This is a genomic window from Methylobacterium sp. PvP105, from assembly GCF_017876975.1.
Taxonomy (GTDB): Bacteria; Pseudomonadota; Alphaproteobacteria; order Rhizobiales; family Beijerinckiaceae; genus Methylobacterium; species Methylobacterium radiotolerans.
Genome location: NZ_JAGIPA010000001.1, coordinates 3,634,360 through 3,654,448, shown reverse-complemented (window position 1 = coordinate 3,654,448; position 20,089 = coordinate 3,634,360). Strand labels below are relative to the sequence as shown.

The 20,089-nt window shown below is 69.5% G+C and carries 37 protein-coding genes; 24 read left to right on the top strand and 13 right to left on the bottom strand.

From position 1 onward, the window contains the following. Positions 1-2 precede the first annotated feature (2 nt). The 10 genes from J3A75_RS17885 to J3A75_RS17840 all read right to left on the bottom strand — a co-directional run bounded on the left by J3A75_RS17885 (position 3) and on the right by J3A75_RS17840 (position 5,022). Entirely contained in the window at positions 3-638 is a 636-nt protein-coding gene (locus tag J3A75_RS17885; protein WP_209650566.1) for an MT-A70 family methyltransferase, read from the bottom strand. Then, positions 635-832 (bottom strand): hypothetical protein, encoded by a 198-nt coding sequence (locus J3A75_RS17880; RefSeq protein ID WP_209650565.1) that lies wholly within the window; start codon positions 830-832, stop codon positions 635-637. Before J3A75_RS17880 ends, J3A75_RS17885 begins: the two co-directional genes overlap by 4 nt. Next, on the bottom strand, positions 829-1,287 hold the full coding sequence (locus J3A75_RS17875) for a RusA family crossover junction endodeoxyribonuclease (protein ID WP_209650564.1): 459 nt from the start codon (positions 1,285-1,287) through the stop codon (positions 829-831). Before J3A75_RS17875 ends, J3A75_RS17880 begins: the two co-directional genes overlap by 4 nt. A gap of 15 nt (positions 1,288-1,302) precedes the next feature. Beyond that, complete coding sequence (locus J3A75_RS17870) at positions 1,303-1,863, bottom strand: hypothetical protein (RefSeq protein ID WP_209650563.1); 561 nt, start codon at positions 1,861-1,863, stop codon at positions 1,303-1,305. A gap of 84 nt (positions 1,864-1,947) precedes the next feature. After that, on the bottom strand, positions 1,948-2,241 hold the full coding sequence (locus J3A75_RS17865; protein ID WP_209650562.1) for a hypothetical protein: 294 nt from the start codon (positions 2,239-2,241) through the stop codon (positions 1,948-1,950). Between the two features lie 2 nt (positions 2,242-2,243). Further along, positions 2,244-2,798: a hypothetical protein gene (locus tag J3A75_RS17860; protein ID WP_209650561.1), complete on the bottom strand. Its 555-nt coding sequence runs from the start codon at positions 2,796-2,798 to the stop codon at positions 2,244-2,246. Continuing rightward, a complete protein-coding gene (locus J3A75_RS36580; protein WP_245364417.1) occupies positions 2,795-3,367 on the bottom strand; it encodes a Gp49 family protein in 573 nt (190 codons plus the stop codon). Before J3A75_RS36580 ends, J3A75_RS17860 begins: the two co-directional genes overlap by 4 nt. A gap of 48 nt (positions 3,368-3,415) precedes the next feature. Further along, the gene (locus tag J3A75_RS17850; RefSeq protein WP_209650560.1) at positions 3,416-4,096 is read right to left on the bottom strand and encodes a DUF2829 domain-containing protein; all 681 of its coding nucleotides are present in this window, start codon (positions 4,094-4,096) and stop codon (positions 3,416-3,418) included. A 53-nt stretch (positions 4,097-4,149) separates the two neighbouring features. Further along, positions 4,150-4,578: a hypothetical protein gene (locus J3A75_RS17845; RefSeq protein ID WP_209650559.1), complete on the bottom strand. Its 429-nt coding sequence runs from the start codon at positions 4,576-4,578 to the stop codon at positions 4,150-4,152. A 3-nt stretch (positions 4,579-4,581) separates the two neighbouring features. Further along, positions 4,582-5,022, bottom strand: coding sequence for a hypothetical protein (locus J3A75_RS17840; RefSeq protein ID WP_051976100.1), 441 nt, complete (start codon positions 5,020-5,022; stop codon positions 4,582-4,584). 425 nt (positions 5,023-5,447) lie between these two features. On the opposite strand from J3A75_RS17840, the gene J3A75_RS17835 reads away from it, so the two are divergent. Continuing rightward, positions 5,448-5,771, top strand: coding sequence for a hypothetical protein (locus J3A75_RS17835; RefSeq protein WP_209650558.1), 324 nt, complete (start codon positions 5,448-5,450; stop codon positions 5,769-5,771). A gap of 167 nt (positions 5,772-5,938) precedes the next feature. Here J3A75_RS17835 and J3A75_RS17830 read toward each other — a convergent pair whose 3' ends face one another. Then, entirely contained in the window at positions 5,939-6,670 is a 732-nt protein-coding gene (locus J3A75_RS17830) for an HNH endonuclease (RefSeq protein ID WP_312892603.1), read from the bottom strand. Further along, positions 6,667-6,831: a hypothetical protein gene (locus J3A75_RS17825; RefSeq protein WP_209650557.1), complete on the bottom strand. Its 165-nt coding sequence runs from the start codon at positions 6,829-6,831 to the stop codon at positions 6,667-6,669. The genes J3A75_RS17830 and J3A75_RS17825 overlap by 4 nt, the downstream gene beginning before the upstream one ends. A 107-nt stretch (positions 6,832-6,938) precedes the next feature. Here J3A75_RS17825 and J3A75_RS17820 point away from each other — a divergent pair, with 107 nt between their 5' ends. Both J3A75_RS17820 and J3A75_RS17815 read left to right on the top strand, forming a co-directional pair. After that, positions 6,939-7,262 carry a hypothetical protein gene (locus J3A75_RS17820; protein ID WP_209650556.1) on the top strand — a complete coding sequence of 108 codons (324 nt, stop codon included), beginning with the start codon at positions 6,939-6,941 and terminating at the stop codon, positions 7,260-7,262. A 480-nt stretch (positions 7,263-7,742) separates the two neighbouring features. Further along, entirely contained in the window at positions 7,743-8,105 is a 363-nt protein-coding gene (locus J3A75_RS17815; protein WP_209650555.1) for a helix-turn-helix domain-containing protein, read from the top strand. Here J3A75_RS17815 and J3A75_RS17810 read toward each other — a convergent pair. Then, positions 8,102-8,308, bottom strand: a complete 207-nt coding sequence (locus J3A75_RS17810; protein ID WP_209650554.1) for a hypothetical protein — start codon at positions 8,306-8,308, stop codon at positions 8,102-8,104. The two genes, J3A75_RS17815 and J3A75_RS17810, sit on opposite strands and share 4 nt — an antisense overlap. 178 nt (positions 8,309-8,486) lie before the next feature. Between J3A75_RS17810 and J3A75_RS17805 the strand changes: the two genes are divergently transcribed. Genes J3A75_RS17805 through J3A75_RS37380 form a run of 21 tightly spaced genes read left to right on the top strand, consistent with a single transcriptional unit; the run spans position 8,487 to position 20,028 of the window. After that, on the top strand, positions 8,487-8,636 hold the full coding sequence (locus tag J3A75_RS17805; RefSeq protein ID WP_209650553.1) for a hypothetical protein: 150 nt from the start codon (positions 8,487-8,489) through the stop codon (positions 8,634-8,636). Continuing rightward, on the top strand, positions 8,636-9,010 hold the full coding sequence (locus J3A75_RS17800; RefSeq protein ID WP_209650552.1) for a helix-turn-helix domain-containing protein: 375 nt from the start codon (positions 8,636-8,638) through the stop codon (positions 9,008-9,010). The genes J3A75_RS17805 and J3A75_RS17800 overlap by 1 nt, the downstream gene beginning before the upstream one ends. A 2-nt stretch (positions 9,011-9,012) precedes the next feature. Further along, positions 9,013-9,231, top strand: a complete 219-nt coding sequence (locus tag J3A75_RS17795) for a hypothetical protein (protein ID WP_209650551.1) — start codon at positions 9,013-9,015, stop codon at positions 9,229-9,231. After that, entirely contained in the window at positions 9,228-9,608 is a 381-nt protein-coding gene (locus J3A75_RS17790) for a hypothetical protein (protein ID WP_209650550.1), read from the top strand. Before J3A75_RS17795 ends, J3A75_RS17790 begins: the two co-directional genes overlap by 4 nt. Beyond that, positions 9,605-10,033, top strand: coding sequence for a multiprotein-bridging factor 1 family protein (locus tag J3A75_RS17785; protein ID WP_209650549.1), 429 nt, complete (start codon positions 9,605-9,607; stop codon positions 10,031-10,033). Before J3A75_RS17790 ends, J3A75_RS17785 begins: the two co-directional genes overlap by 4 nt. Continuing rightward, positions 10,030-10,398, top strand: coding sequence for a hypothetical protein (locus tag J3A75_RS17780; protein WP_209650548.1), 369 nt, complete (start codon positions 10,030-10,032; stop codon positions 10,396-10,398). The genes J3A75_RS17785 and J3A75_RS17780 overlap by 4 nt, the downstream gene beginning before the upstream one ends. A gap of 38 nt (positions 10,399-10,436) precedes the next feature. Then, entirely contained in the window at positions 10,437-11,234 is a 798-nt protein-coding gene (locus J3A75_RS17775; protein ID WP_209650547.1) for an ERF family protein, read from the top strand. A 1-nt stretch (position 11,235) separates the two neighbouring features. After that, complete coding sequence (locus J3A75_RS17770; RefSeq protein ID WP_209650546.1) at positions 11,236-11,874, top strand: lambda exonuclease family protein; 639 nt, start codon at positions 11,236-11,238, stop codon at positions 11,872-11,874. Continuing rightward, positions 11,874-12,641 (top strand): exonuclease domain-containing protein, encoded by a 768-nt coding sequence (locus tag J3A75_RS17765; RefSeq protein ID WP_209650545.1) that lies wholly within the window; start codon positions 11,874-11,876, stop codon positions 12,639-12,641. Before J3A75_RS17770 ends, J3A75_RS17765 begins: the two co-directional genes overlap by 1 nt. Next, the gene (locus tag J3A75_RS17760; protein WP_127992007.1) at positions 12,641-12,934 is read left to right on the top strand and encodes a hypothetical protein; all 294 of its coding nucleotides are present in this window, start codon (positions 12,641-12,643) and stop codon (positions 12,932-12,934) included. The genes J3A75_RS17765 and J3A75_RS17760 overlap by 1 nt, the downstream gene beginning before the upstream one ends. After that, positions 12,934-13,062, top strand: a complete 129-nt coding sequence (locus J3A75_RS37050) for a hypothetical protein (RefSeq protein WP_281068108.1) — start codon at positions 12,934-12,936, stop codon at positions 13,060-13,062. Before J3A75_RS17760 ends, J3A75_RS37050 begins: the two co-directional genes overlap by 1 nt. Beyond that, positions 13,062-13,586 carry a zinc-finger-containing protein gene (locus J3A75_RS17755; protein ID WP_209650544.1) on the top strand — a complete coding sequence of 175 codons (525 nt, stop codon included), beginning with the start codon at positions 13,062-13,064 and terminating at the stop codon, positions 13,584-13,586. Before J3A75_RS37050 ends, J3A75_RS17755 begins: the two co-directional genes overlap by 1 nt. After that, positions 13,583-14,689, top strand: a complete 1,107-nt coding sequence (locus J3A75_RS17750) for a site-specific DNA-methyltransferase (protein ID WP_209650543.1) — start codon at positions 13,583-13,585, stop codon at positions 14,687-14,689. The genes J3A75_RS17755 and J3A75_RS17750 overlap by 4 nt, the downstream gene beginning before the upstream one ends. Next, on the top strand, positions 14,686-15,345 hold the full coding sequence (locus J3A75_RS17745; RefSeq protein ID WP_209650542.1) for a hypothetical protein: 660 nt from the start codon (positions 14,686-14,688) through the stop codon (positions 15,343-15,345). The genes J3A75_RS17750 and J3A75_RS17745 overlap by 4 nt, the downstream gene beginning before the upstream one ends. Then, positions 15,342-15,872, top strand: coding sequence for a hypothetical protein (locus tag J3A75_RS17740; protein ID WP_209650541.1), 531 nt, complete (start codon positions 15,342-15,344; stop codon positions 15,870-15,872). Before J3A75_RS17745 ends, J3A75_RS17740 begins: the two co-directional genes overlap by 4 nt. 4 nt (positions 15,873-15,876) lie before the next feature. Continuing rightward, positions 15,877-16,857: a hypothetical protein gene (locus J3A75_RS17735; RefSeq protein ID WP_209650540.1), complete on the top strand. Its 981-nt coding sequence runs from the start codon at positions 15,877-15,879 to the stop codon at positions 16,855-16,857. Next, complete coding sequence (locus tag J3A75_RS17730) at positions 16,857-18,041, top strand: DUF5131 family protein (RefSeq protein WP_209650539.1); 1,185 nt, start codon at positions 16,857-16,859, stop codon at positions 18,039-18,041. The genes J3A75_RS17735 and J3A75_RS17730 overlap by 1 nt, the downstream gene beginning before the upstream one ends. Continuing rightward, complete coding sequence (locus tag J3A75_RS17725; protein ID WP_209650538.1) at positions 18,034-18,819, top strand: hypothetical protein; 786 nt, start codon at positions 18,034-18,036, stop codon at positions 18,817-18,819. Before J3A75_RS17730 ends, J3A75_RS17725 begins: the two co-directional genes overlap by 8 nt. Further along, positions 18,816-19,199, top strand: coding sequence for a DUF4031 domain-containing protein (locus tag J3A75_RS17720; RefSeq protein ID WP_209650537.1), 384 nt, complete (start codon positions 18,816-18,818; stop codon positions 19,197-19,199). Before J3A75_RS17725 ends, J3A75_RS17720 begins: the two co-directional genes overlap by 4 nt. Further along, the gene (locus tag J3A75_RS17715) at positions 19,196-19,672 is read left to right on the top strand and encodes a hypothetical protein (protein ID WP_209650536.1); all 477 of its coding nucleotides are present in this window, start codon (positions 19,196-19,198) and stop codon (positions 19,670-19,672) included. The genes J3A75_RS17720 and J3A75_RS17715 overlap by 4 nt, the downstream gene beginning before the upstream one ends. Then, positions 19,669-20,028, top strand: coding sequence for a helix-turn-helix domain-containing protein (locus tag J3A75_RS37380; protein ID WP_354404926.1), 360 nt, complete (start codon positions 19,669-19,671; stop codon positions 20,026-20,028). Before J3A75_RS17715 ends, J3A75_RS37380 begins: the two co-directional genes overlap by 4 nt. The last annotated feature ends 61 nt before the right edge of the window (positions 20,029-20,089 follow it).

Here is a 20,089-nt window from a genome sequence, read left to right as displayed (position 1 = left end):
GGCTACTCCGCCGCCACAGGGAGGGGCAGCGCCTCCGCAGCCGGGTCGAACTTCGTCGATTCATTACCCCAGGCATCCCAGCCCGGGCGCGATTGGCGGGCGAAGATCTCAAGGTACGGACCGGGGCAGAAGCGCTCGATGCGGCGGTAGAACTCGTCCGGCTTCCGGCTGTGCTCACGCACCGGAGCGAGGATCACCTCGTGCACGGACGCGGAGAGGCGCTGCGGCCGCCCTCGCCGGAAGAGGAGGCAGTCCTCGGCATTCTTCCGGGTGGTGTAGCCCTGGCCCATGAAGAGGCCGTCCCGGTAGGCGAAGAGCGAGTCCTGATCGCCGCGCTCGGTCTTCACCCAGAGGAAGGCGCGGGCCGAATAGCGGAAGCCGTAGCCCTCGACGATCTCCTGGGCAGTCAGCCGCGTGGTGGCGCGCGGTGCCCGGTAGAACTTCGGCGACGTGTGCCAGTAGAAGAGGAAGCAGCCGTCCGGATGCGCGAACTCGCCAATCGGAAGGGCAGCGATCTGGTGATCTGTCATCCGCGGATAGTGCTGCGGACGCCCCTTCGTCCCGCCAACGAAGCGGGTCGGCGAGTCCATCACGATGCAGCGGTAGTGCCGGCGGGGCAGGGTCGCGAAATCGCTCATGCGGCCCTCCGGCGGCGGACCGGCATCATGTCTTCCGGGACCAGGCGCACGCCGGGCGCGAGGCGGGGCGCCATCTCGGTGCCGTCCAGGTGGAACGACCGCGCGCAGAGCGAGAAGGACTCGGCGGCGTCGAGCGCCTGCCCGTAGGAGCCGCGGTAAAGGACGCGGCTGGCGCTCATCAGGAGCCACGTCATGCCGCCGCCCTCACGGCTTGCGGCTCCAGCGCCGTGACCTGGATCACCAGATCGGGCGTCTCGCCGTAGAATTTGCGGACAAGGCCATCGACCACGGAAGCGTCGTCGGCCCAGACGACGTGGTTCAGCGCGTCGATGACTTTGGCGATGTTGTCCCAGTCGGGCTTGGTCGTGGGCCGCAGGCGGCGCTCGATCGCGTCCAGCCGCTTCCGCTTCGACCAGCTCGCCGGGATCGGCATGGTGGCGAAGATCCGGACCTCCAGTGGTCCGGTGAGGGGGGCGCGCCCGCGCATTACGGCACCGGCCGCGAGGCGCAGGGCGCTCTCGTAGGCCTCGGTCTTCTGGTCGGGATGGGAGTGGATGCGCGCCACGCCTCCCCGATGGACGAGTTGCGCGCGGTGCCGGCCCTTCCCGCGAGGGGCGCCGGGCAAGCGGATGATGACGGTCTCGGACACCGCGCGCCTCCAGGCTCAAGCGTCCGCGGGTTCGCGCGAGCGGCGCGACCGGGTCTCGCGGGCGGGCGGCTCCGGCAGGGGCGAGCGATCGGCGTCGACCTCATCACCCTCCTCGTCGCCGTCCTCGGCCCCCGAGTCCTCGTCGATGGGGAGGTCGGGCTGATCCTTGTCGGCAACCGCATCGGCGCGCTGCCCGAAGAAGACGCTCGGCTCCGCCAGGACGAGGACGGCCGGCTTCGCGCCGTGCTCGGCCAGCTTGGTGATGTCGTCGACCGAGCCGGACGCGCCGACCTCGAGCTTGAGGCCGTCCTTCACGGTCCACTTGCCGGTCGAGACGACCAGGTGGTCGAAGCCCTGGTGCGCCACGACCTTGATGGCCTCGCGCACGGTCTTCCCAGCGACCTCGTCACAGCGGCCGATCATCAACCGCTGCTCGTGCTCGGACATCTTGGTCCAGCACGGCATCTGCCGGCAGATGTTGTCGAGGATCCGGTCGCGGATGTCGCCGCGCAACGTCTCGATGCCGAGCTCTACAGCGGCTTCGGCTTGCGCGACCGCGTCTGTTGTGGCTTCCATTGGTCTCTCCATGGATGGGCACCACGCCCATTCTGTTCAGACCGCCCGGCACCCGCTCCCACAGCAGGCCGGGCGGTTCTCGTTTCAGGGATGCGGGCGGTTGCCCGGCAGGCGCGGGTCGTGGCCGGCGTGACGGGGCACGCGCGGCTCCTCGACGACGGGCGAGCGGTCGCCGAGCGGCGCGTGGAACTGCTGCTGGGCGGGCGCCGGCGTGATCGACACAAGCGCGTGGGCCATCGCCTCCGCCCAGCCGAGCAGGGCGATCAGGCCCTTGCGGACGATCGCGTTCACGGCCGTCTCGGGCACGTGCGTCTCGACGCCCTCGCGCAGGGTCGCGAAGTGCGTCGGCAGGGTGGTGACGAAGGCGCCGTCGGACATGGTCAGGCTCCGAACGACAGGGGCGCGCGGGCCAAGCCCAGGAAGTCCTCGCGGGTCAGGCCGAACACACGGCGGCGCGGCCGCTTGTTCTTCTGCTGCTCGGCCTGAGTGGCCCAGCGGACATTGCCCGGCGCATAGTCTCCGAACGTGTCCCTACGATCCACAGTGTGCTTCGGCGTCGGACGAGGACCGATCTCGGCCAAGAACTGCTCGAAGCTCGTGAACAGGCACCGGATGCCAGCACCGCCATAATTGGCGTACTTCTTCGCCGCCTTGTTCGTACAGCGGGCCTTCATTGTCATGAAGATCCCATACTCGGGCGTGCCGACCGCCCCGTGCGTACGGCGAGCGGCAATCCGCGACGCGGCAGCACACGCATCACATCCGACCGGCGCCGGTGTCCTCCGGAGATTGCCGCCGCGCCTCACGCACTCGGCGCCGCAGTCGCAGCGACACCGCCACGCGGCGCTTCCGCGGAAGGTGCGGACCGCCTCGATTGCCACGAGGCCGCCGAAGCGCAGACCGGCCATCTGCCGGAAGTCGCGACGGGCCTTCATCGACCGGCATCCGCCAGGGACTGCCGAAGTAGGTACCCTTCGAACGCCCAGATCTGCCGGAACGCGTCGTCGTAGGCGTACCGCTCGCCGAGCGCCTGGCTGTAGTTCTCGGGCGAGGCGCAGGCCGACTTCCCGACGATCGTGAAGCCGTTCGCCAGGGTCAGGATGCAGATCGTGAGCGTCTTCGAGCGGAAGTACTCCGCGCTCGCGACTTTCGCCTCCAGGCTCTCCAGAGTGACGCGCGGCGCCGGGGCCGCCGACAGGCTGGCATCGGCCTCCGCGCGGGTGATCGCCGGCTTGCCGGTGGCGTCAGCCTCGCGGGAGGCCGGCATGTAGGACGCCGCGAAGATGTCCGGCTTGCAGGGGTACAGCTCGCCCTTCACGCCGCGGATGATCCAGTCGCCGGGGCGGGCGATCATGGAGCCTTCGAGCGTGTCGATGAGCGCGGTGCCGTCCTCGACGTAGCGCACCCGGCCGGACGCCACGTCGGCGCCCAGCTCGGACGGCTGCTCGCCTGCCAGGAACTGCACCGCTTCGATCGTGACCGGCTTCTTCGTGTACTGGGGCATGACGGCTCCTCAGGGTGAGCCGAGCGGCCGCGCCGCCCGGGGAAAGGGTCAGGCGGAGACGACCATCCAGTCGTCAGCGAGCATGTCAGACTGGGAGGCCAGCCAGCCCATGAGGATCTCACCGGTGGCGGTCTTCATGTTGATGCAGGGCAGCACGGTCGCGGAGCCGCCGTTGAGGCGAGCGAACTCGCTGCAGGGCTTCGACCAGAAGTTCTCGAAGGCGATCTCGCGGCCTGCCAGCGGGCCGGACAGGGCGAGCCACATGCCCTTGCCGTTCCAGCCTTCGCGGGCGATCCGGTCGCCAGCCTTGAGTTGCTCCAGCGCTTGGCCGAACGTCAGCCCGCGGCCGCCGCCCTCGTAGGATTTCCGATGCTCGGCCGGCACGATCGCCGTGTAGCCGGCATCGAACGGCGCCCGCGGTGAGAACGCGAAGTAGCCGTCCGGCTCGCGCTCGTTCGGCTCGTAGCGGACCAGCATGGAGCCGGGCTCGGGAGTGCCGCGCGCCGTGATGCTCGCCGGCACCGGGATCTCGCGATGCGAGCCGCCGACGTCGACGATCGCGATGAGGCCGCGCTCATCCTGCTCGTCCAGCCTGAGGCGGACGAGCGGATAGGCCTGGACCCGCTTGTGCGAGATGTGCGTCGGCGAGAACGGCGGCAGCGAGCTGCCGACGACAACGCCCTGTTCCGACGGCACCACGTCGCTCTCGTCTTTCGGTCCGCAACCCATGCTCAGCTCCTGAAGGTGGCCGAGCGGCGCCGATCGCCGCCCGGAGGTGGCGATCAGCCGATCACGCGCTCGATCTGCTCGAGAGCGGCGGACAGGCGAGCGAGGGCAGGGTCGGCAGACACCGCACGCGACGTGACGCGATCCACCGACACCTGCATGGCGGCGAAGGCGGAGGAGGGGCTAGCTTCTTTCGAGGTATCGCCACGTCCCTCGGACTGGCCGCGCGAAGGGTACGGACCGGCAAGCGTTGTCGCGATGGTCTCGGCACGCTCCACCAGCGCGAACAGCGACTTCACGCGCTGGCCGACGGCTTCATCGGCCACGTTGGCGGCGTCGATCACCGTCGCGATCGAAGGGTTCCGAGCGCCGATCGCATTCGATGTGTTGGTGGCAGCGTTCAAGGACTGGCCGCTCGCGGCCATCTTCTCGGCCATCCGAGCGGAGTCCCTGTAGCCATCAGCCACGTCGTTGCCCCAGTTCATCGCTCACTCCTCCTCGTTCGCGGCCCGCCACAGCGGCAGGTCGTTCAGTTCCACCGGAAGCGCTTGAACCGGCTGGCGAAGCGGACGCGCCACGCGCGCAGCTGCGCCTTCAGCCGGGCGGTCTGCCGCGCGAAGAAGAGCTTCACCCGCGCGCACAGCAGGGTGCGCAGGGCCAGCGATGGCGGCGGTGACCTGGACGTCATGGGCGAGCCTCCTGAGTTGCCGCTCGCATTCGGCGGCGTGGGCGGCCTCGATCCGCGCCAGGATGTGCGAGGCGATTTCCTTGGGGGGCCGGTAGCGGAGCGCCCACAGCTTCCCGAAGGGGATGGCGGCGCGCGTCGCGATCCGGCGCATGGCGTTGGCCGTGTCGCCCGGTCCGCGGATCTCGAGGCGCAACAGCTCGTCGAAGGCGCTACGCGCCCGGATCACGTCAGCGTCTGGCATTTGAGCTTTCCGCAAAAACCTTTTGCACATCAGCAAATCCGTCCGTGGTTACTTGAAGCCACGGACGGAGAGGGCCGACATGCAGAGGGAGTTCTTGAGGGTACGCACGACACACAGCGCGACCGCCGGCTTGGCGGCAGGGACGGGCGCGCAGGAGAAGGGACGACCCGGCCGAGGGTCCGAGTTTGCGATGGTCTCGGCCGGGTCGCTCGCTGGCGGGAGGCGTGAGCCTGCGACCGCTGCGATGGGGGATGAGGGACGCCTGCCCGCCGTTGGCGAAACGGAGGGGAAGGTGCGGGCAGGCGATCGGCCGGTGAAGCCCGGCGCGATAGGGGGACGCTGTGCACAGGCGCGCAACAGCAAGTAGAGACGCTGTCACGATCCGCGAGTTACTATCGTCGCGGACGAGAACGGCAGAGCCGACGATGTGCACGGGCAGCGACATACTAGGCCGCCCTCCGGAAGAGGCGGCCGACCGCACGAGCTACGCGGTCCAGCAGACCAACATCGTTCGCCGCGGGCCGAGGCTGCTCCGGCTGGCGAACGACAACCGCAAGGGGGAGCAGCAGGACATCGCCGCCGGCCGCCCGGTGCGCGAGGTAGGCCTGCAGGTCCGCGTCCGCAGCCTGGCGGTCCAGCTCCTGCGCCGCCTCGTGCATCCCGAGCGCCAGCAGGGCGATGTCTGCGCTCCGGCCCGTCGCCGCTTCCGCGGGACGGCGGCGCTGGATCTGCTCGACCTCAAGGAATAGCCCCGAAGCGCCGAAGCGGAGGATCCGCGCGAGCTGCATCAGGCGGTCGGCGGCGGTGAGAGCTTGCGGCATGGCAGTCGTCCGGAGGGAGACCGCCACCGGGCCGAATGGCCTACGCGCGTGGCAGATCAGGGTGGAACGCAGATGAGGAATCGGGGCAGGGGGCGTCATGCGCTTTCCCCGAGGTCATTCAGTCGAGCATAGTCGCCGTGCATCTCCAGAGCTTTGGCATTGTACGCGCGCGCAGCCGAGACCTTATCGGCGAACATGCCGATATAGTGCTGTCGACCGTTGGCGCGGATCTGTGCTCGAAACTTGCCGCGCGACCGATAAACGCCCTTGTAGCCGCTGGTATTGTTGCGGCCGATGCGGCGATTACGAGCGTTCTCCGACGCGCTACAAAGACGAAGATTGTGCCGACGATTATCGAGCGTATCGCCGTTGCGATGGTCAACGAAATCGCCAGGACCAGCCAAGAGGATGCTTCGGTGAAAGAACTCGACTACGAAACGCCGACCAATTCGGGTGTTGCGGATGGCGTAGAGACGTCGGCTCCCGGCGTCGCCTTGAACGCGCCACGCGAAGGCTTCCGCCAATTCCAAGTCGCAGGCGTCGATCACCGTCGAGTATCCGCGGGTGAGTTCGACACGGAAAGCGCCGCACGGCAGGGCAACGACCGCCCGCGGCGCGCTGCGCCTGCTGGCCTGCTCACCGAACCCCGGAGGCCGCATAGCTACGTCCGGCATCGAGCGGATGATGCCGTGAACAGTATGCTTGCCGACCCCAAACCGAGCGCCGACCTGCGAGAGGGATAGACCCTCCTCGACATAAGCCGAGGCCATCGCCGCGTTACGCGCAGCACGGCTGATGAAGGGGATGAAGCCGACGTTCTTGCTCACCGGAGCGCTCCGCCGCAGACGATCAGCCCAGCGCCGACCACGAGGCCGACGTGGCTCGCGCGGCGGACCAGCGCGTCAGACGGACCACCCGAGATCAGGGCGCGCCCAGCGGTGCAGCTCAGACCGATCCAGAAGCCGAGGCAGAGGCATGCCGTACCCATCAGCGGCCCTCGATGTGCGGGGCCACCGGCGCGGGCCGGAGCGTCCAGTGGACACCCGACCCGCGCGGCCTACCATCGGAAGTGCGAAGACCGATGGAGCTTGAAAAATGGCTGACCCGACGATCACGGTGCAGGGCGTCGTCCGTGAGACGAACCCGAACACTCGGCAGTCCGGCTGGCGCGCTACGCTGCGCATTACTGAAGACGCCGGCCCGCAGTACGAGTTCTCGGCTTGGTACAACGACACGACGGAGGATTTGGCCGCCATTGTGGCGCAGGCGAAGGCTGATCTGCATCGGATCAGCTCCCAACTGGCCGCGGGGGCGGCGCAAACGCCCGACCCATCCACTCCGTCAGATCTGGGCGAAAGCGAGCGGGAGCGAAAGTGGCGCGAGGGCCAGGAGCGTGCTGGGTCCGGCTGGGCCGTGTGACGCCAAGCGCCCGGTACGCCATCTCCAGAAAGAGGTTGGCGCGGCCCCAGTCGGTGGCCGCGACGTAGGCGCTCAGAACGTCGGCGTAGGCCTGCGAGCAGGGACCGTCGTACCGTTCCAGCGCCGCCTCAATCACGCGGCGGGCATCGTCGTGCGTGTTGACGGCGCGATCGGTGCCGAGGACGTCCGTCAGATCGGCGCCCATCACGCGGCCCTCCCGGATTGGTCGAGGGCTGACGGAGGCAGTGATTTCCAGACGCGCGGATCAGCAGCGCGACCGATCTCTTCAAGGGCACGGCTGATCGGCTCGTAAGCCGCCGCCGTGAACAGCCCGCGGTCCCGCCAATTCGAGACCGCCTGCATCGTTCGGCCGGTGAGCCGCGCGACCGCGGCCGTTCCGCCCAGAGCGTCGATGACTGCGGAGGTGGTGCGAAGCGGCTCCATACCCCCGTCATATACACAGATTGGGGATACGACAAGATGCAGAACGTGTTGATGGATACACAGATTGTGAAGTGCGAGAATGCGGGCATGCCGCAGGTCTCGTATCCGCCCGGGTATCTGGATGAAGTTGCCGCCAGGGTGCGGCTTTTCCGTTCGGTCGTAGCTTCCTCGCAAAGGGAGCTATGCGATCGGATCGGCATCTCCACGACGTCGTGGAATCACTACGAGTCGGGACGCAGCCCGCCGAGCCAGCCAGTTTGCGCGAAGTTAAAGCGCCTGCACGGCGTCACGCGGGATTGGTTCATGGACGGCAGTCTCGCGGGCATGCCTGTCGATCTCGTCGAGAGACTCGATAAGGCTGATCCTCCCGAGTACCGTAAGAACAAGAAGCGCGCCTAGCGGGCGACCTTCGGCCGGAAAGGTTGGATTTTCTTCTCGGCCTTACCTGCGTTGCACAGGAAGAAGTCATACCCGACTCGCATCAGCTCCATGACGTAATGGGCATCTCGCTCATTGCGGGGGAGCTGCATTGCCAGCTCCATCGCCAGCGAGCGGAGGTCTCGTTCGCTTAGGTCCACGGTGGGCGGATCTTCTGCTGGCACGCTTGCTCTCCCGGTCTCCCAATGAGAACATTGCAGGAACGATCGCGCAAGGGTTGATCCGAGGACCTGGGGATATCCCAGCGATCAAAATACACAGTTTGTGAAGTTCGCGCTTGCGTATCCCCAAACTGTGTATATGCTCCCTCCATCGCCGCTCACCGAGCCGATGGAGCCCCAGATGCTCACCGCCTACCTCGACCACCTCCAGCACGCCTCGGCCACGACGGCGGTCGCGCACTGCCTGCTGGCCTCGTTCACCATCGGCATCGCCCCGTTCGTGCCGGGCTTCATCATCCAGCACGTGGCCGCCGTCCGGGGCTCCCGCTGATGGCCGGCCAGCCCGCTACCGACGTCGACGTCCGCATCGGCGAACGCATCAGCGCCGCCAGGATCCGGGCTCGCCTCACCCAGCGCACGGTTGCCGCCGCGATCGGCGTCTCTGCCGCCCAGCTCCAGAAGTACGAGAAGGGCACGAGCCGCATCAGCGGCGTCGCGCTGAGCATCGTCGCCAAGCTCACCGGTGCGCCGATCGCGTCCTTCTTCGACGTGCCGGAGACGCCCGCGCCGCTGACGGCCCCGCAGACCGTCGACAAGGCTCGCGAGCACCTTCTCCGAGCCGCCGACCTCTACGTCGAGGCGCGACTGGTGGCCGGGGACATGTACGGCCCGCGCTCGCTCGCCCTCGTCCCTGAGGCGGCCTGACCATGGCGCGCCTCGACATCCCCGCCGGCTACCGGATCAGCGGCTCTCCCGCCGGCTACGCCGCGCACAGCCCCTACGGCCTGATCCGCGACGACTGCGACTGCTGGGCCGAAGCCTGTTTCGCCGCCCAGGACCACGCCGACTCTCTCGCGCTGGAGGCCGCCGACGAGCTGGCCGCCATCGCGGACTTCGAGGCCGATCAACTCCGCGAGGCAGCATGAACGCCCAGCATCCCATCCGGGCCGCTTTCGGCCATCTGCCGAAGGTCGCGCCGCACCTCGTCGAGAGTGTCGCCGAGGATCAACCGCTCGTCCGGCTCGCGCCGGGCGTCACCGTCGAGGCAATCGAGGCGCGACTCTCGAACTTCGATCGGGGCCACTCCATCGGCGAGCTCGGTGCTGGCATCTCCGGCCTGGACGGATTGATCGAGTCCCTCGCCATGATGGCTTGGCACGTCGAGCGCGCTGTCGAGCGCGGCGCCGGGCAGGCCTACGACCTCGACAAGCTGGAGCGCATCAAGGGCCGCATCGCCGAGGTTCACCAGAAGGTGGAGATCTCCGCCGGGCGCATCACCGCGAAGCTGGCGGGTGCGCGATGAGGCCCGCCCGCACTTCCGATGCGGCCTTCCTGCGCCCGGAGTACCGGCCGCAGTCCCGTCCGCGCTTCGCCGCCACGGGGCCGCGCCCGCGCGGTGTGCCGAGCGGCGCCGAGCTGTCCGAGCGCGAGACCGTCGCGGGCATCGTCCGGGAAGCCCGCCTGCGTGCCGGCATGCCTCAGCAGGACGTCGCTCACCTGATCGGGACGTCCCAGACGGTGCTCAGCCGCTGGGAGCGCGGCGAGGACGCAATCCCCTTCGCCCGCCGTGCCCAGTTCGCCGGCCTCTACGGCTTTGATCTCAGCCTCATCGCGGGCCTCGACGTCGATGGCGTCGCGGTGACCGCCGACGAGCGAACCCTCCTCACCGCCTTCCGCCACCTGCCCGCGGCCGACCGCAGGGCCCTGCTGGAGCTCGTTCGCCCGTGAGCATCGTCAGCTATCTCGACCTCGCCCTAGCGCTGCCGGCGGCCCTGGCGCTCGCCGCCCCGGAGCCGCGCCCGGCCGCGCCGGCACCCGAGGATATGCGCCTCACGCCCGCCGAGGCGGCCGAGCTGCTCCCGCGTGTCGGCATGGTCCACGTCCAGGTCGGACACGTCCGCGCCCGCTGGGAGCGCGGGGACCTCATCGCGGCGCTCCGGGCCGGCCGCGACCGGCGCCTCACGCTCGCCGCCCGCTCCGCCGGCTTTGGCCTCTCTTTCGTCCGCGACAGCGGGGAATCCGTCCTCGTCCAGACCGACGACGCAAAGGTCCGCGGCTGGCTGGAGCGCCAGGCCAAGCGGGCAGGGGACTGAGCCTGTCACCCGCCCCGTAGCCCCTCAGGAGATCCGCCGTGAACCAAGCCAAGCAGCAGCTCGCCACCGTCGAAGACCACCCGCCAGCACCGGTCGCCGCCCAGCCGGCCGAGGGCGCTGCCGTCCTCTCCATCATCGAGCGGATGGCGCGGGACCCGAACATCGACCCGGACCGCGTAGAGCGGTTCCTCGTCATGGCGCGCGAGGATCGGGCCGAGCGGGCACGGATCGCCTTCAACGCCGCGATGTCCGCCTGTCAGGCCGAGCTGCCGCGCGTCCTGCGAGACGCCCGCAACACGCACTCTGGCGCCGCCTACGCCCGCCTGGAGAGCATCGCCAAGGCGACAGCGCCGATCATCGCCCGGCACGGCTTCTCGCTGTCGTTCGATACCGAGCCGTCGCCGATCCAGAGCAACCTCCGGGTCACCTGCACCTGCGCGCACGAGGCGGGGCACGAGCGCGCCTATCACCTCGACCTCCCGCCCGACACCGCCGGCGCCCAGGGCAAGGCGAACAAGACGCCGATCCAGGGGATCGGCTCCACGATCACCTATGCGCGGCGCTACCTCGTCCTGCAGGTGTTCAACATCGCGCTGACGAACGACCCGTACGACACGGACGGGGCGCCGGCCGGCGGCAACGACGACGTCATCAGCGACGAGCAGGCGGAGCAGATCCGCAAGCAGCTCACCGAGCACAAGATCCCGCCGGACCGGCTGCTGCGCTTCTTCGGCGTCGAGAGCGTGCCGGACCTGCCGGCCAACCGGTTCGACGAGGTCCTCGCCTCCATCAAGACCACCGTGGCCAACCGCGCCCGCCAGCAGGAGGGCCGCTGACATGGCCGATATGGTCCAGGGCTCGCCGGAGTGGCTCGATGCCAGGGTCGGCAAGGTCACCGCGTCCCGCGTCGCAGACGTTCTCGCGGTCAAGGCCGACGGGAAGACGCCGAAGGCAGAGCGCGAGCGCTACCTGATGGAGCTGGTCGGCGAACGGCTGACCGGACTCGCCACCTCGCATTACCTGACCGGCCCGATGCTGGAGGGCTCCGAGCGTGAGCCGCAGGCGGCCGACGCCTACGCCTTCCTGCACGGCGTCGACGTCGACCAGATCGGCTTCGTCGAGCACCCGAGCATCGCCATGGCCGGCGCCAGCCCGGACCGGCTCGTCGGAGATCTCGGCCTCGTCGAGATCAAGTGCCCGACCCTGCGGACACACCTCGACACGCTGCTCTCCGGCGCGATCCCCGAGCAGTACCTGCCGCAGATGCGCTGGCAGATGGCCTGCACGGGCCGGAAGTGGTGCGACTTCGCCTCCTGGCACCCGAGCGTGCCGCCGGCCCTCCGCCTCTGGGTGAAGCGCCTCCACCGCGACGACGAGCAGATCGCGAAGGACGAGGCGGCCGTGCGCGCCTTCCTCGGCGAGGTCGAGGCCCGCGTCGCGTCCCTCCTGGCCATCGGAACGGCGGAGGCCGCGTGATGCTGATCCGGGTCGTTGATCTCGAGACCACCGGCTTCGAGCCGCCGGAGGCCGGTGTCTGTGAGGTGGGCTGGTGCGACCTCGCCGCGGCCGGCCGGGACGAGGCCGGTGCGCTGACGGACTGGCGCGTTGAGGGCGGCCTGTGGTCCTTCGTGAACCCGGGCCACCCGATCACGCCCGCGACGTCGGCCGTGCACCACATCGTCGACGAGGATGTGGCGGACGCTCGCGCGTGGGACCGGGTGCTTCCGGGCGTTCTGACGACGGCCGCGCCGATCGTCGCGCTGGCCGCGCACTCGGCGAAGTTCGAGCGCCAGTGGTTCACCGACGAGGTGACCGGCGGCCTGCCCTGGATCTGCACGTACAAGTGTGCCCTGCGGCTCTGGCCCGACGCTCCGCTGCACTCGAACATGGGCCTGCGCTACTGGCGCCGGCCGGAGGGACTGGACCGCGCCCAGGCCGCGCTTGCTCACCGGGCCTACCCAGACGCCTATGTCACCGCGCACCACCTGCGGGACCTCCTCGCCCTCGCGCCGATGGAGGATCTGATCCGCTGGTCGAGCGAGCCGGCGCTCCAGGTCCGATGCCACATCGGCAAGAACCGCGGCCTGCTCTGGTCGGAGGTGGACTTCAGCTTCCTCCAGTGGGTCGCCGACCGCGACTTCGACGAGGACGTGCTCTTCACGGTCCGCCACGAGATGCAGCGCCGCCGCGATGCGTGGGCGGCCGAGGCGAAGGCCGAGCGCGAGCGGGAGGGCATCGCCTGATGGCCCGCTACGTCCTCGAAGGCGAATGGTCCGGCTACTCGTCGTCCCAGCGCCGCGTCGTCCACCGCGAGACGATCAACGAACGCCGCCGCGCCCGGTACGAGGGCCGCGGCCGCCTGTTCGCGGTCCGGTTCACGGACGGCACCCTGCTCGAGCTGTCCGTCCGCCCGGTCCGCCGCGGCGAGAAGGTCGAGCCCCTCATCGGCTACGGCTCCCTGATCTGCGAGGCCGAGGCGAGCACGGCGACGTGCTTCCAGGTCCGGCCGATCAGCGGTTCGGACGAGGCCGCTTGATGTGCTGGCCGAGCTTCTTCATCGGCTTCGGCGCGGCGAGCACCCTGGCGGCCTTCGCCTGGATGTTCGCCTCTGCCGCCCGCGACCTGCGGGCCGAGGATGCCGCGCGCGGGGAGGGCGACCGCTGATGGCCGCCCCCATCTGCCCGACCTGCGAGACCGCGGCGCGCCTCACCGACGGCCGCGAGATCTACCCGCACCGCCCGGACCTCGCGGACAAGCCGATCTGGGCCTGTACCGTCTGCGAGGACACCTATGTCGGCTGCCACCCCGGCACCGAGGATCCGCTGGGCTTCCCGGCCGACGCCGCGCTGCGCGAGGCACGGATCCTCCTGCACCTCCGCAGGATCGACCCGCTCTGGAAGGATGCCCCGCGGACTGGCGGATACGGCCGTCTCGACGCCGACGGCATCAAGGCTACGCAGCGGGCCGCCCGAGCGCGCGTCTACGGCTTCCTCGCCGCCCGCATGGGGCTCACCCGCGAGACCTGCCACACGGCGATGTTCACGCTGGAGCAGTGCCGCGAGGCTTGGGCCGCGCTGACCGGCGTCGCGTACCCCGAGGTGCGCGAATGGGCGAAGCGCGGTGACCGGCCGAAGCTCAAGGGCCGGAAGCGGCGCGCCCCGGCGAGCGGCGAAGGGGTGGCGGCATGACGGTCCGCATCCTTCAGGGCGACTGCCGCGAGGTCCTGCGCACCCTGCCGGACGAGAGCGTGCATTGCGTCGTAACCAGCCCGCCGTACTTCGGTCTGCGGGACTACGGCGTGAACGGCCAGATCGGCCTCGAGGCTACGCCGACCGCCTTCGTGTCCGAGCTGGTGGCGGTTTTCCGCGAGGTGCGACGTGTGCTCCGAAAGGACGGCACGCTCTGGCTGAACCTCGGCGACAGCTACGCTGGATCTTGGGGAGCACAAGGACAGCGGGAGAGCAGCGCGGCCGATCACTCATGGAAGGGCTCGCGCATCCGCAACCACGCCAAGCGGTCGCAGGGTGCCGGCACGATCCGGGAGTTGGGCCTCAAGCCGAAGGACCTGATCGGCATCCCGTGGCGCGTCGCCTTCGCGCTTCAGGCGGACGGCTGGTGGCTGCGCCAGGACATCATCTGGTCGAAGCCCAATCCGATGCCGGAGAGCATCGAGGATCGGTGCACGAAGGCGCACGAGTACCTGTTCCTGCTCTCGAGGAGCGAGCGGTACCACTTCGACGCCGTGGCAATCGCTGAGCCCGTCTCCGGCCCAGAGACGAAGACGGGCGTAGGCTGGGGGCGCCTCGACCAGCTGCGCCCGGCCATCACGCCGCGCGGCCGCGACCGCATCAAGCGGTCGGGCAACATCGAGCGCAAACCCGGGACAGCCCGGGGCTGCCCGGAAGGTACCGGCTCGAACGTCTGCGGCTCGGTCCCTTGGGAGGGGCTGACCCGCAACAAGCGATCCGTCTGGACGGTCACCACGGCGCCTTTCGCCGAGGCGCACTTCGCGACATTCCCGCCTGGGCTGATCGTCGACTGCATCAAAGCCGGCTGCCCAGCCGGCGGCATCGTCCTCGATCCGTTCGGCGGCGCCGGCACTACCGGCCTCGTCGCCCAGCGGCTCGGCCGCGACGCGCTGCTGATCGAGCTCAACCCCGAATATGCGGCCATGGCCGAGCGCCGGATCGCGGCGGACCGGGCTGGCCCCGTCGAGCGCGACCGCATCCGCCACGGCCACAAGCCCGCCGACCACGGTCCCCTCTTCGCAGACCCAGGAGCGGCGGCATGATGTGCTGGGCCTCTCGCACCGGCACGCGCCGGAACCTCGACGCCCTCGGCCGGCACGGCTGGGGCCTGCTGGTCTCGCGCGCCGGCGTCTGGCGCGTGGAGGCGTGGACCTGTCCGGAGACGGGCGAGCCGATCCGTTTCCGCATCGTCGCCGACAACGGCGCATGGAGCGATTTCCAGATCGGACGCGAGTTCGACGAGGAGGAGTTCGAGCGCTTCCTCGACTGGCTATTCCGGCTCGACCGGCCCGCGGAGTGGCTGGTGCTGCCGGACATCGTCGCCGGCGGCCTGCGCTCGCTCGACCTGTCCGTCCGCTACCTCAACCGGTGCTTGGCAGTCGTGCCGCTGGTCCTGATCGCGGTGCAGGACGGCATGGAGCACGCCGACCTCGCGCCGCTGGTGGGCCCGAGCGTCGGCATCTTCCTGGGCGGCTCGACCGAGTGGAAGCTCGCCCGCATGGCGGACTGGGGTGCGTTCTGCCGCGAGCACGGCTGCCACTTCCACGTGGCCCGGGTGAACACCATCCGCCGCATTCGCATGGCTCACGCCGCGATGGCGCACAGCATCGACGGCACGAGCGCGACCCGCTTCGCGACGACCTTGCCGGCGCTCGATCTAGCGGCCCGCCAGCCTGATCTCATCGGGAGGGCGGCATGATGCTCGTCGCCCCCGTCCAGCACATCGAAGCGATAGACCGCGCAGAGCTGAACCGGCTCCTCGTCCGCTGGGGCCACCGCATGGGGCCGTACCAGCGCCCGGCTTACGCGTTCGAGGCGCACCACGCGATGTTCGAGCGCGGCGAGCCGGTCGCGGTCGCAGCTGCGGGCGAGACGGTCCGTGAGGTGGTCGGGCAGACCGGGATCCGCCGAGCGGCGTGCGTCGAGCTCATCCGTCTCTGCGCGGCCCGGCCCGGTCTCTGCCGGCCCATGCTCCGCCTGTGGCGCGAGATGCTGTTCCCGGCGATCGCCGCCGCGCACGGCCGCGCGCTGGCGATCTCCTACCAGGACGAGGCCCTGCACTCGGGTGACCTCTACCGCTTCGACGGCTGGCTGCTGCTCGGTCGCGGCGGTGGCGGCGGGCCCGATAGCCGGACCGGCCGTCTTGGGCGCCGCATGAAGATCTGGGCGTGGCCGCGCGACGTCGCCGCCGCCGCTCTCACCCCCATCCCCGAAGCCGCGGAGTAGCAGCATGGCCGAGTCCAGCACCATCACGCGCGAGCCGGAGATCTCGGCGCGCGACGTCGCCGCGATCCCGCCCGACGATTATCCGGCGGTCCAGCAGGCCCTCAAGCGGGCGGCAGCGACCGACGACCAGGTCGCGAAGAACTACGCGCTGAAGCGGGCGGCCGAGAGCATCGGTCTGCTCTCCGGCCACCAGCCCTTCCCGGTCGAGCCGTTCTCGGATGGCGCCTATCCCGCGGTGTTCCTGCTGATCCGCGAGAGCCTGGAGGCAGGCGCGCCGGGCATCGCCGCCGGGCTCAAGGACGCGATGGCCCGGAGCGCCGCGTTGAAGGTGGTCGCCCGGAAGCTTGCACCGGCCGCCTACGGGGACAAGCGCCGGCCATACTACACCCACGCCTGCGCCGGCGTGGAGGGCATGTCCGCGACCCTGCACCTCCGCGACGGCTCGCTGGAGCTGGTCTTCAAGGACGAGGAGCTGGACCTCATCAACGAGGAGGGCCGCGACCTCTACGTGGCGCGCATCGAGGCGTCCGAGGTGCTCGCGCTCCGGCAGTGGCTGATCGACTTCCTGCCGGCGTCCGAGGCCGAGATCAGCGCGGGGCATGGCATAGCGCCGCTCGTGAGCGTCACCGTGCCCGCGCCCGGCACCGAGGAGCGCGACTTTTGGCTTGAGGCCGCGCGCCAGCACGGCTTCGAGGAGACCAGCGAGGAGCAGCTGCCGTATCTCGCGCTTCCGGCCTACGCCTCGAATGAGGAGGGTCTGCTGGCGCTCATGGCCGCGGCCCGTGAGCAGGGGCGGAAGGACGTGCTCGACGCTCTCGCGAAGAGCGGCCCAGCCCGGCCGGTCGCGCTCGCGGATGGCTGCCGGTCGGCATTCGCGCCCTGCGCTCACCAGAAGGACGACCCGACCACGCTCTGCGGCTCCTGCCAGCGGGCAGCGGCGGATCGCGACTTCGACGAGGACATGATGCCGGGAGGGTTCAACTGATGGCTGAGACCTCATCCATCGAGTGGACCGACGCGACCTGGAACCCGATCGCGGGCTGCTCGCTGAAATCGCCCGGCTGCACGCACTGCTATGCTATGCCGACTGCTCGCCGGCAGGAGCTAATGATGGCCGCTCTCGGCCGGGTCAGCCCCTACGCGGGCCTCACCCGGGTCGTGAACGGGAAGGCGGTCTGGACCGGCGACATGCGCTTGGTCGAGGCCGCGCTGACGCTGCCGCTCCGTTGGCAGCGGCCGCGGCGCATCTTCGTCAACAGCATGTCCGACCTCTTCCACGAGGACGTGCCGGACGAGTGGATCGACCGCGTGTTCGCCGTGATGGCCCTCTGCCCGCAGCACACCTTCCAGGTGCTGACGAAGCGGGCGGACCGGATGCGGGCCTACCTTACCCGCGGCCCGGGCGGCGGCAAGCAGGACGTCCGCAATCACATCGCCTGGAACGTCGTCGGTGACGTCCTCCGTCTGGTCGCGCCAGCTTGGACGATGGAGCCGGTCGACGGGAAGTGGCGCAGCCGCGCGATCGGCGCTTGCGGGACATGGCCGCTCCCGAATGTCTGGCTGGGCGTCTCGGCCGAGGACCAACGTCGCGCCGACGAGCGCGTGCCGGACCTGCTGGCGACGCCGGCCGCGGTGCGGTTCGTGTCGGCAGAGCCGCTGCTGGGACCGATCGACTTCCGCCACATCGCGATCCCCTGTGATGCCCCGCAGACAACCTTCTTCGTGGATGCGCTGACGGGCTTTCATGGGGCTCGCTACTCGCCACACATGATCGCCTCATCACCGAACCCGCTGCCGAAGACGAGCGGTCTCGATTGGATCATCGTGGGCGGCGAGAGCGGCCCCGGCGCCCGGCCGATGCACCCGGACTGGGCGCGCCAGATCCGCGACGCCTGCGCGGCCGCGGGAGTGGCGTACCTGTTCAAGCAATGGGGTTCGTGGGGGCCGGGCGCGGCCTTTGACGCCGCCCCTTCAGCCCGCAGTGCCTACCTCGGCGAGATCCAGACCCTCGTCGGCCCAGGCACGCGCACCATCAAGATCGCGATCCCGACGCGCATGGATGACGTGCTCGGCCCCCCGCTGACGCTGAAGCAACTCGGCAAGAAGGCCGCCGGCCGTCTCCTCGACGGTGTCGAGCACAACGGATTCCCGGAGGTGGCCCGTGGCTGACCGTCCCATCCTTTTCAGCGCGCCGATGGTCCAGGCCCTGCTCCGCGAGGCGCACCAGCCTGGTACCGGCAAGACGCAGACGCGGCGGATCCTGAAGCCGCAGCCGCCGGATTGGGCGACGTTCTGCCAGCAGCCCGACATGCTCAACGTCGAGCACCGCTGGGTCCCGTCCAGGCTTTGGCGCTGGAGCGAGCCGGAGCAGACCCCGCGGCGGGCCCTGCGCGCGTGGCCGGTAGATGCCGAGGGCGAGCACTACTGGATGCGGCTGCCCTGGCAGGTCGGCGATCGGCTATGGGTGAGAGAGTCGTGGCGGACGCTCCAGAAGGTCGACTGCCTGAAGCCGCGGGATCTCGCCGACGACCGGTCGAAAGTGACCTACGAGGCCGACCCCGAGAACCGGAACCCGCTCTGGGTATTCGGCAAGCGCCGGCCGTCGCTGTTCATGCCACGCTGGGCCTCGCGCCTCACGCTCCTGGTGACCGACGTCCGGGTCGAGCGGCTGCAGGGCATCAGCGAGGCGGACGCGATCGCGGAAGGGATCGAGCGCCTTCGGTCTGGCCGCGGCTTCTACGATCCGACCCTCTCACATGCCGACAGCCGCGCCGCGTGCCGGTTCGGCGGCTACTTCGAGACGGCGACCCATGCCTTCGAGGCGCTCTGGCGCAGCATCAACGGCGCCGACGCGTGGGAGGAAAACCCGTGGGTCGTGGCCGTCACCTTCTCCGTCCACGCGCGCAACATCGACCAGCTCGCGCCGATCGCCGAGGCCGCGGAATGAGCTGCTACGTCGACCAGCCCATCTTTCCGTTCGGGCGCATGATGATGTGCCACCTCTGGGCCGACAGCTTGGACGAGCTGCTGGCGATGGTGGACCTCATTGGCGTCGACCGGAAGTGGATCCAGGGCCACCCGGATCTCTCGTTCGGGAAGCACCGCAACGCCTCGTGGATCCACTTCGACATCGCGAAGGGCAAACGCGCCTTGGCGATCCAGGCCGGCGCGCTGGAAACCGACCGCTACGGGGCCTCCTACTTCGACGCGCAGCAGCGCGGGCGAAGCAAGATGGTCGCGGACATCGAGGCGATCCGAGCCAAGGCCGGGAAGCCGGTCGACGGCATAATTCGGCCGACCGAGGACACGAGCGGGAGGGCAGCGTGAACCGCCGCTACGCCGCCGACACCTCGGTCCCGATGGACCGCAGCATCTCCGAGATCCGGACGACCGTCCGGCGCTACGGCGCCAGCGAGTTCGCCCACATGGAGAGCGACACGCAGGCCGCGATCCACTTCACGATGCGCGGCCGGCGGATCCTCTTCCGGCTCGCGATGCCGGACCCGAAGGCCGGCGAGTTCGTGCTGACCGAGACCGGCAAGGTGCGCTCTGCCAGCGTCGCCGAGGCCGCATGGGAACAGGCCTGCCGATCGCGTTGGCGGGCGCTCGCCCTGGTCATCAAGGCCAAGCTGGAGGCCGTGGAAGTCGGCATCGTGGTGTTCGAGGACGAGTTCCTCGCCAACACGGTGCCACCCGGCGCGAGCGTCACCTTCGGCGAGGCTGTCCGCGAGGACATGAGACTCGCGCACGAGAAGCGCGAGCTGACACCGCTGTTGCCTTACCTCGGAGGAGGGGAATGACCGAACGTCTGCCGGTGCCGAGCCGCCTCGCCGCGGCCTTCGACGGGCGCACGACTCTCACCCTCCAGGAGACCGCCTCCGCCCTAGAGATGGACCAGAAGACGCTCCGCCGCGAGGTCGACCGGGGCCGGATCAAATACGTGTTGCGGGGGACTGGGGAGAAGCGGAAGCTCCGCCGATTCCTGCTCAGCGACCTGCTCGATTACCTTCACGATCAGAGGCGATCGGAATGTCCGTCTATAAGCGTCCCGACGCGTCGGCCTACTGGTGCGAGTTTTGGATCGAAGGTGACCGATATCGCCTCTCTACGGGCCAGACTGAGCGGCGTGCCGCGCAGCTCACCGAAAAGCAGCTGAAGGCCGAAGCCAAGGCGAACAGGGCGGCGGTCAAGAAGCAGCGCCAGGAGTGGGGCGGGAA

What these genes read in the sequence shown, in the direction of transcription:
- J3A75_RS17790 (WP_209650550.1), top strand. Translation starts at nt 9,228, where the DNA reads ATGAACGCCCAGCATCCCATCCGGGCCGCTTTCGGCCATCTGCCGAAG.
- J3A75_RS17865 (WP_209650562.1), bottom strand. Translation starts at nt 2,241, where the DNA reads ATGTCCGACGGCGCCTTCGTCACCACCCTGCCGACGCACTTCGCGACC.
- J3A75_RS17735 (WP_209650540.1), top strand. Translation starts at nt 15,877, where the DNA reads ATGGCCGAGTCCAGCACCATCACGCGCGAGCCGGAGATCTCGGCGCGC.
- J3A75_RS17745 (WP_209650542.1), top strand. Translation starts at nt 14,686, where the DNA reads ATGATGTGCTGGGCCTCTCGCACCGGCACGCGCCGGAACCTCGACGCC.
- J3A75_RS17770 (WP_209650546.1), top strand. Translation starts at nt 11,236, where the DNA reads ATGGCCGATATGGTCCAGGGCTCGCCGGAGTGGCTCGATGCCAGGGTC.
- J3A75_RS17755 (WP_209650544.1), top strand. Translation starts at nt 13,062, where the DNA reads ATGGCCGCCCCCATCTGCCCGACCTGCGAGACCGCGGCGCGCCTCACC.
- J3A75_RS17805 (WP_209650553.1), top strand. Translation starts at nt 8,487, where the DNA reads ATGCTCACCGCCTACCTCGACCACCTCCAGCACGCCTCGGCCACGACG.
- J3A75_RS17740 (WP_209650541.1), top strand. Translation starts at nt 15,342, where the DNA reads ATGATGCTCGTCGCCCCCGTCCAGCACATCGAAGCGATAGACCGCGCA.
- J3A75_RS17840 (WP_051976100.1), bottom strand. Translation starts at nt 5,022, where the DNA reads ATGCCAGACGCTGACGTGATCCGGGCGCGTAGCGCCTTCGACGAGCTG.
- J3A75_RS17845 (WP_209650559.1), bottom strand. Translation starts at nt 4,578, where the DNA reads ATGAACTGGGGCAACGACGTGGCTGATGGCTACAGGGACTCCGCTCGG.
- J3A75_RS17870 (WP_209650563.1), bottom strand. Translation starts at nt 1,863, where the DNA reads ATGGAAGCCACAACAGACGCGGTCGCGCAAGCCGAAGCCGCTGTAGAG.
- J3A75_RS17760 (WP_127992007.1), top strand. Translation starts at nt 12,641, where the DNA reads ATGGCCCGCTACGTCCTCGAAGGCGAATGGTCCGGCTACTCGTCGTCC.
- J3A75_RS17860 (WP_209650561.1), bottom strand. Translation starts at nt 2,798, where the DNA reads ATGAAGGCCCGTCGCGACTTCCGGCAGATGGCCGGTCTGCGCTTCGGC.
- J3A75_RS17820 (WP_209650556.1), top strand. Translation starts at nt 6,939, where the DNA reads ATGGCTGACCCGACGATCACGGTGCAGGGCGTCGTCCGTGAGACGAAC.
- J3A75_RS17795 (WP_209650551.1), top strand. Translation starts at nt 9,013, where the DNA reads ATGGCGCGCCTCGACATCCCCGCCGGCTACCGGATCAGCGGCTCTCCC.
- J3A75_RS37380 (WP_354404926.1), top strand. Translation starts at nt 19,669, where the DNA reads ATGACCGAACGTCTGCCGGTGCCGAGCCGCCTCGCCGCGGCCTTCGAC.
- J3A75_RS17880 (WP_209650565.1), bottom strand. Translation starts at nt 832, where the DNA reads ATGACGTGGCTCCTGATGAGCGCCAGCCGCGTCCTTTACCGCGGCTCC.
- J3A75_RS17835 (WP_209650558.1), top strand. Translation starts at nt 5,448, where the DNA reads ATGTGCACGGGCAGCGACATACTAGGCCGCCCTCCGGAAGAGGCGGCC.
- J3A75_RS17730 (WP_209650539.1), top strand. Translation starts at nt 16,857, where the DNA reads ATGGCTGAGACCTCATCCATCGAGTGGACCGACGCGACCTGGAACCCG.
- J3A75_RS37050 (WP_281068108.1), top strand. Translation starts at nt 12,934, where the DNA reads ATGTGCTGGCCGAGCTTCTTCATCGGCTTCGGCGCGGCGAGCACCCTG.
- J3A75_RS17785 (WP_209650549.1), top strand. Translation starts at nt 9,605, where the DNA reads ATGAGGCCCGCCCGCACTTCCGATGCGGCCTTCCTGCGCCCGGAGTAC.
- J3A75_RS36580 (WP_245364417.1), bottom strand. Translation starts at nt 3,367, where the DNA reads ATGCCCCAGTACACGAAGAAGCCGGTCACGATCGAAGCGGTGCAGTTC.
- J3A75_RS17885 (WP_209650566.1), bottom strand. Translation starts at nt 638, where the DNA reads ATGAGCGATTTCGCGACCCTGCCCCGCCGGCACTACCGCTGCATCGTG.
- J3A75_RS17720 (WP_209650537.1), top strand. Translation starts at nt 18,816, where the DNA reads ATGAGCTGCTACGTCGACCAGCCCATCTTTCCGTTCGGGCGCATGATG.
- J3A75_RS17750 (WP_209650543.1), top strand. Translation starts at nt 13,583, where the DNA reads ATGACGGTCCGCATCCTTCAGGGCGACTGCCGCGAGGTCCTGCGCACC.
- J3A75_RS17815 (WP_209650555.1), top strand. Translation starts at nt 7,743, where the DNA reads ATGCAGAACGTGTTGATGGATACACAGATTGTGAAGTGCGAGAATGCG.
- J3A75_RS17850 (WP_209650560.1), bottom strand. Translation starts at nt 4,096, where the DNA reads ATGGGTTGCGGACCGAAAGACGAGAGCGACGTGGTGCCGTCGGAACAG.
- J3A75_RS17800 (WP_209650552.1), top strand. Translation starts at nt 8,636, where the DNA reads ATGGCCGGCCAGCCCGCTACCGACGTCGACGTCCGCATCGGCGAACGC.
- J3A75_RS17765 (WP_209650545.1), top strand. Translation starts at nt 11,874, where the DNA reads ATGCTGATCCGGGTCGTTGATCTCGAGACCACCGGCTTCGAGCCGCCG.
- J3A75_RS17825 (WP_209650557.1), bottom strand. Translation starts at nt 6,831, where the DNA reads ATGGGTACGGCATGCCTCTGCCTCGGCTTCTGGATCGGTCTGAGCTGC.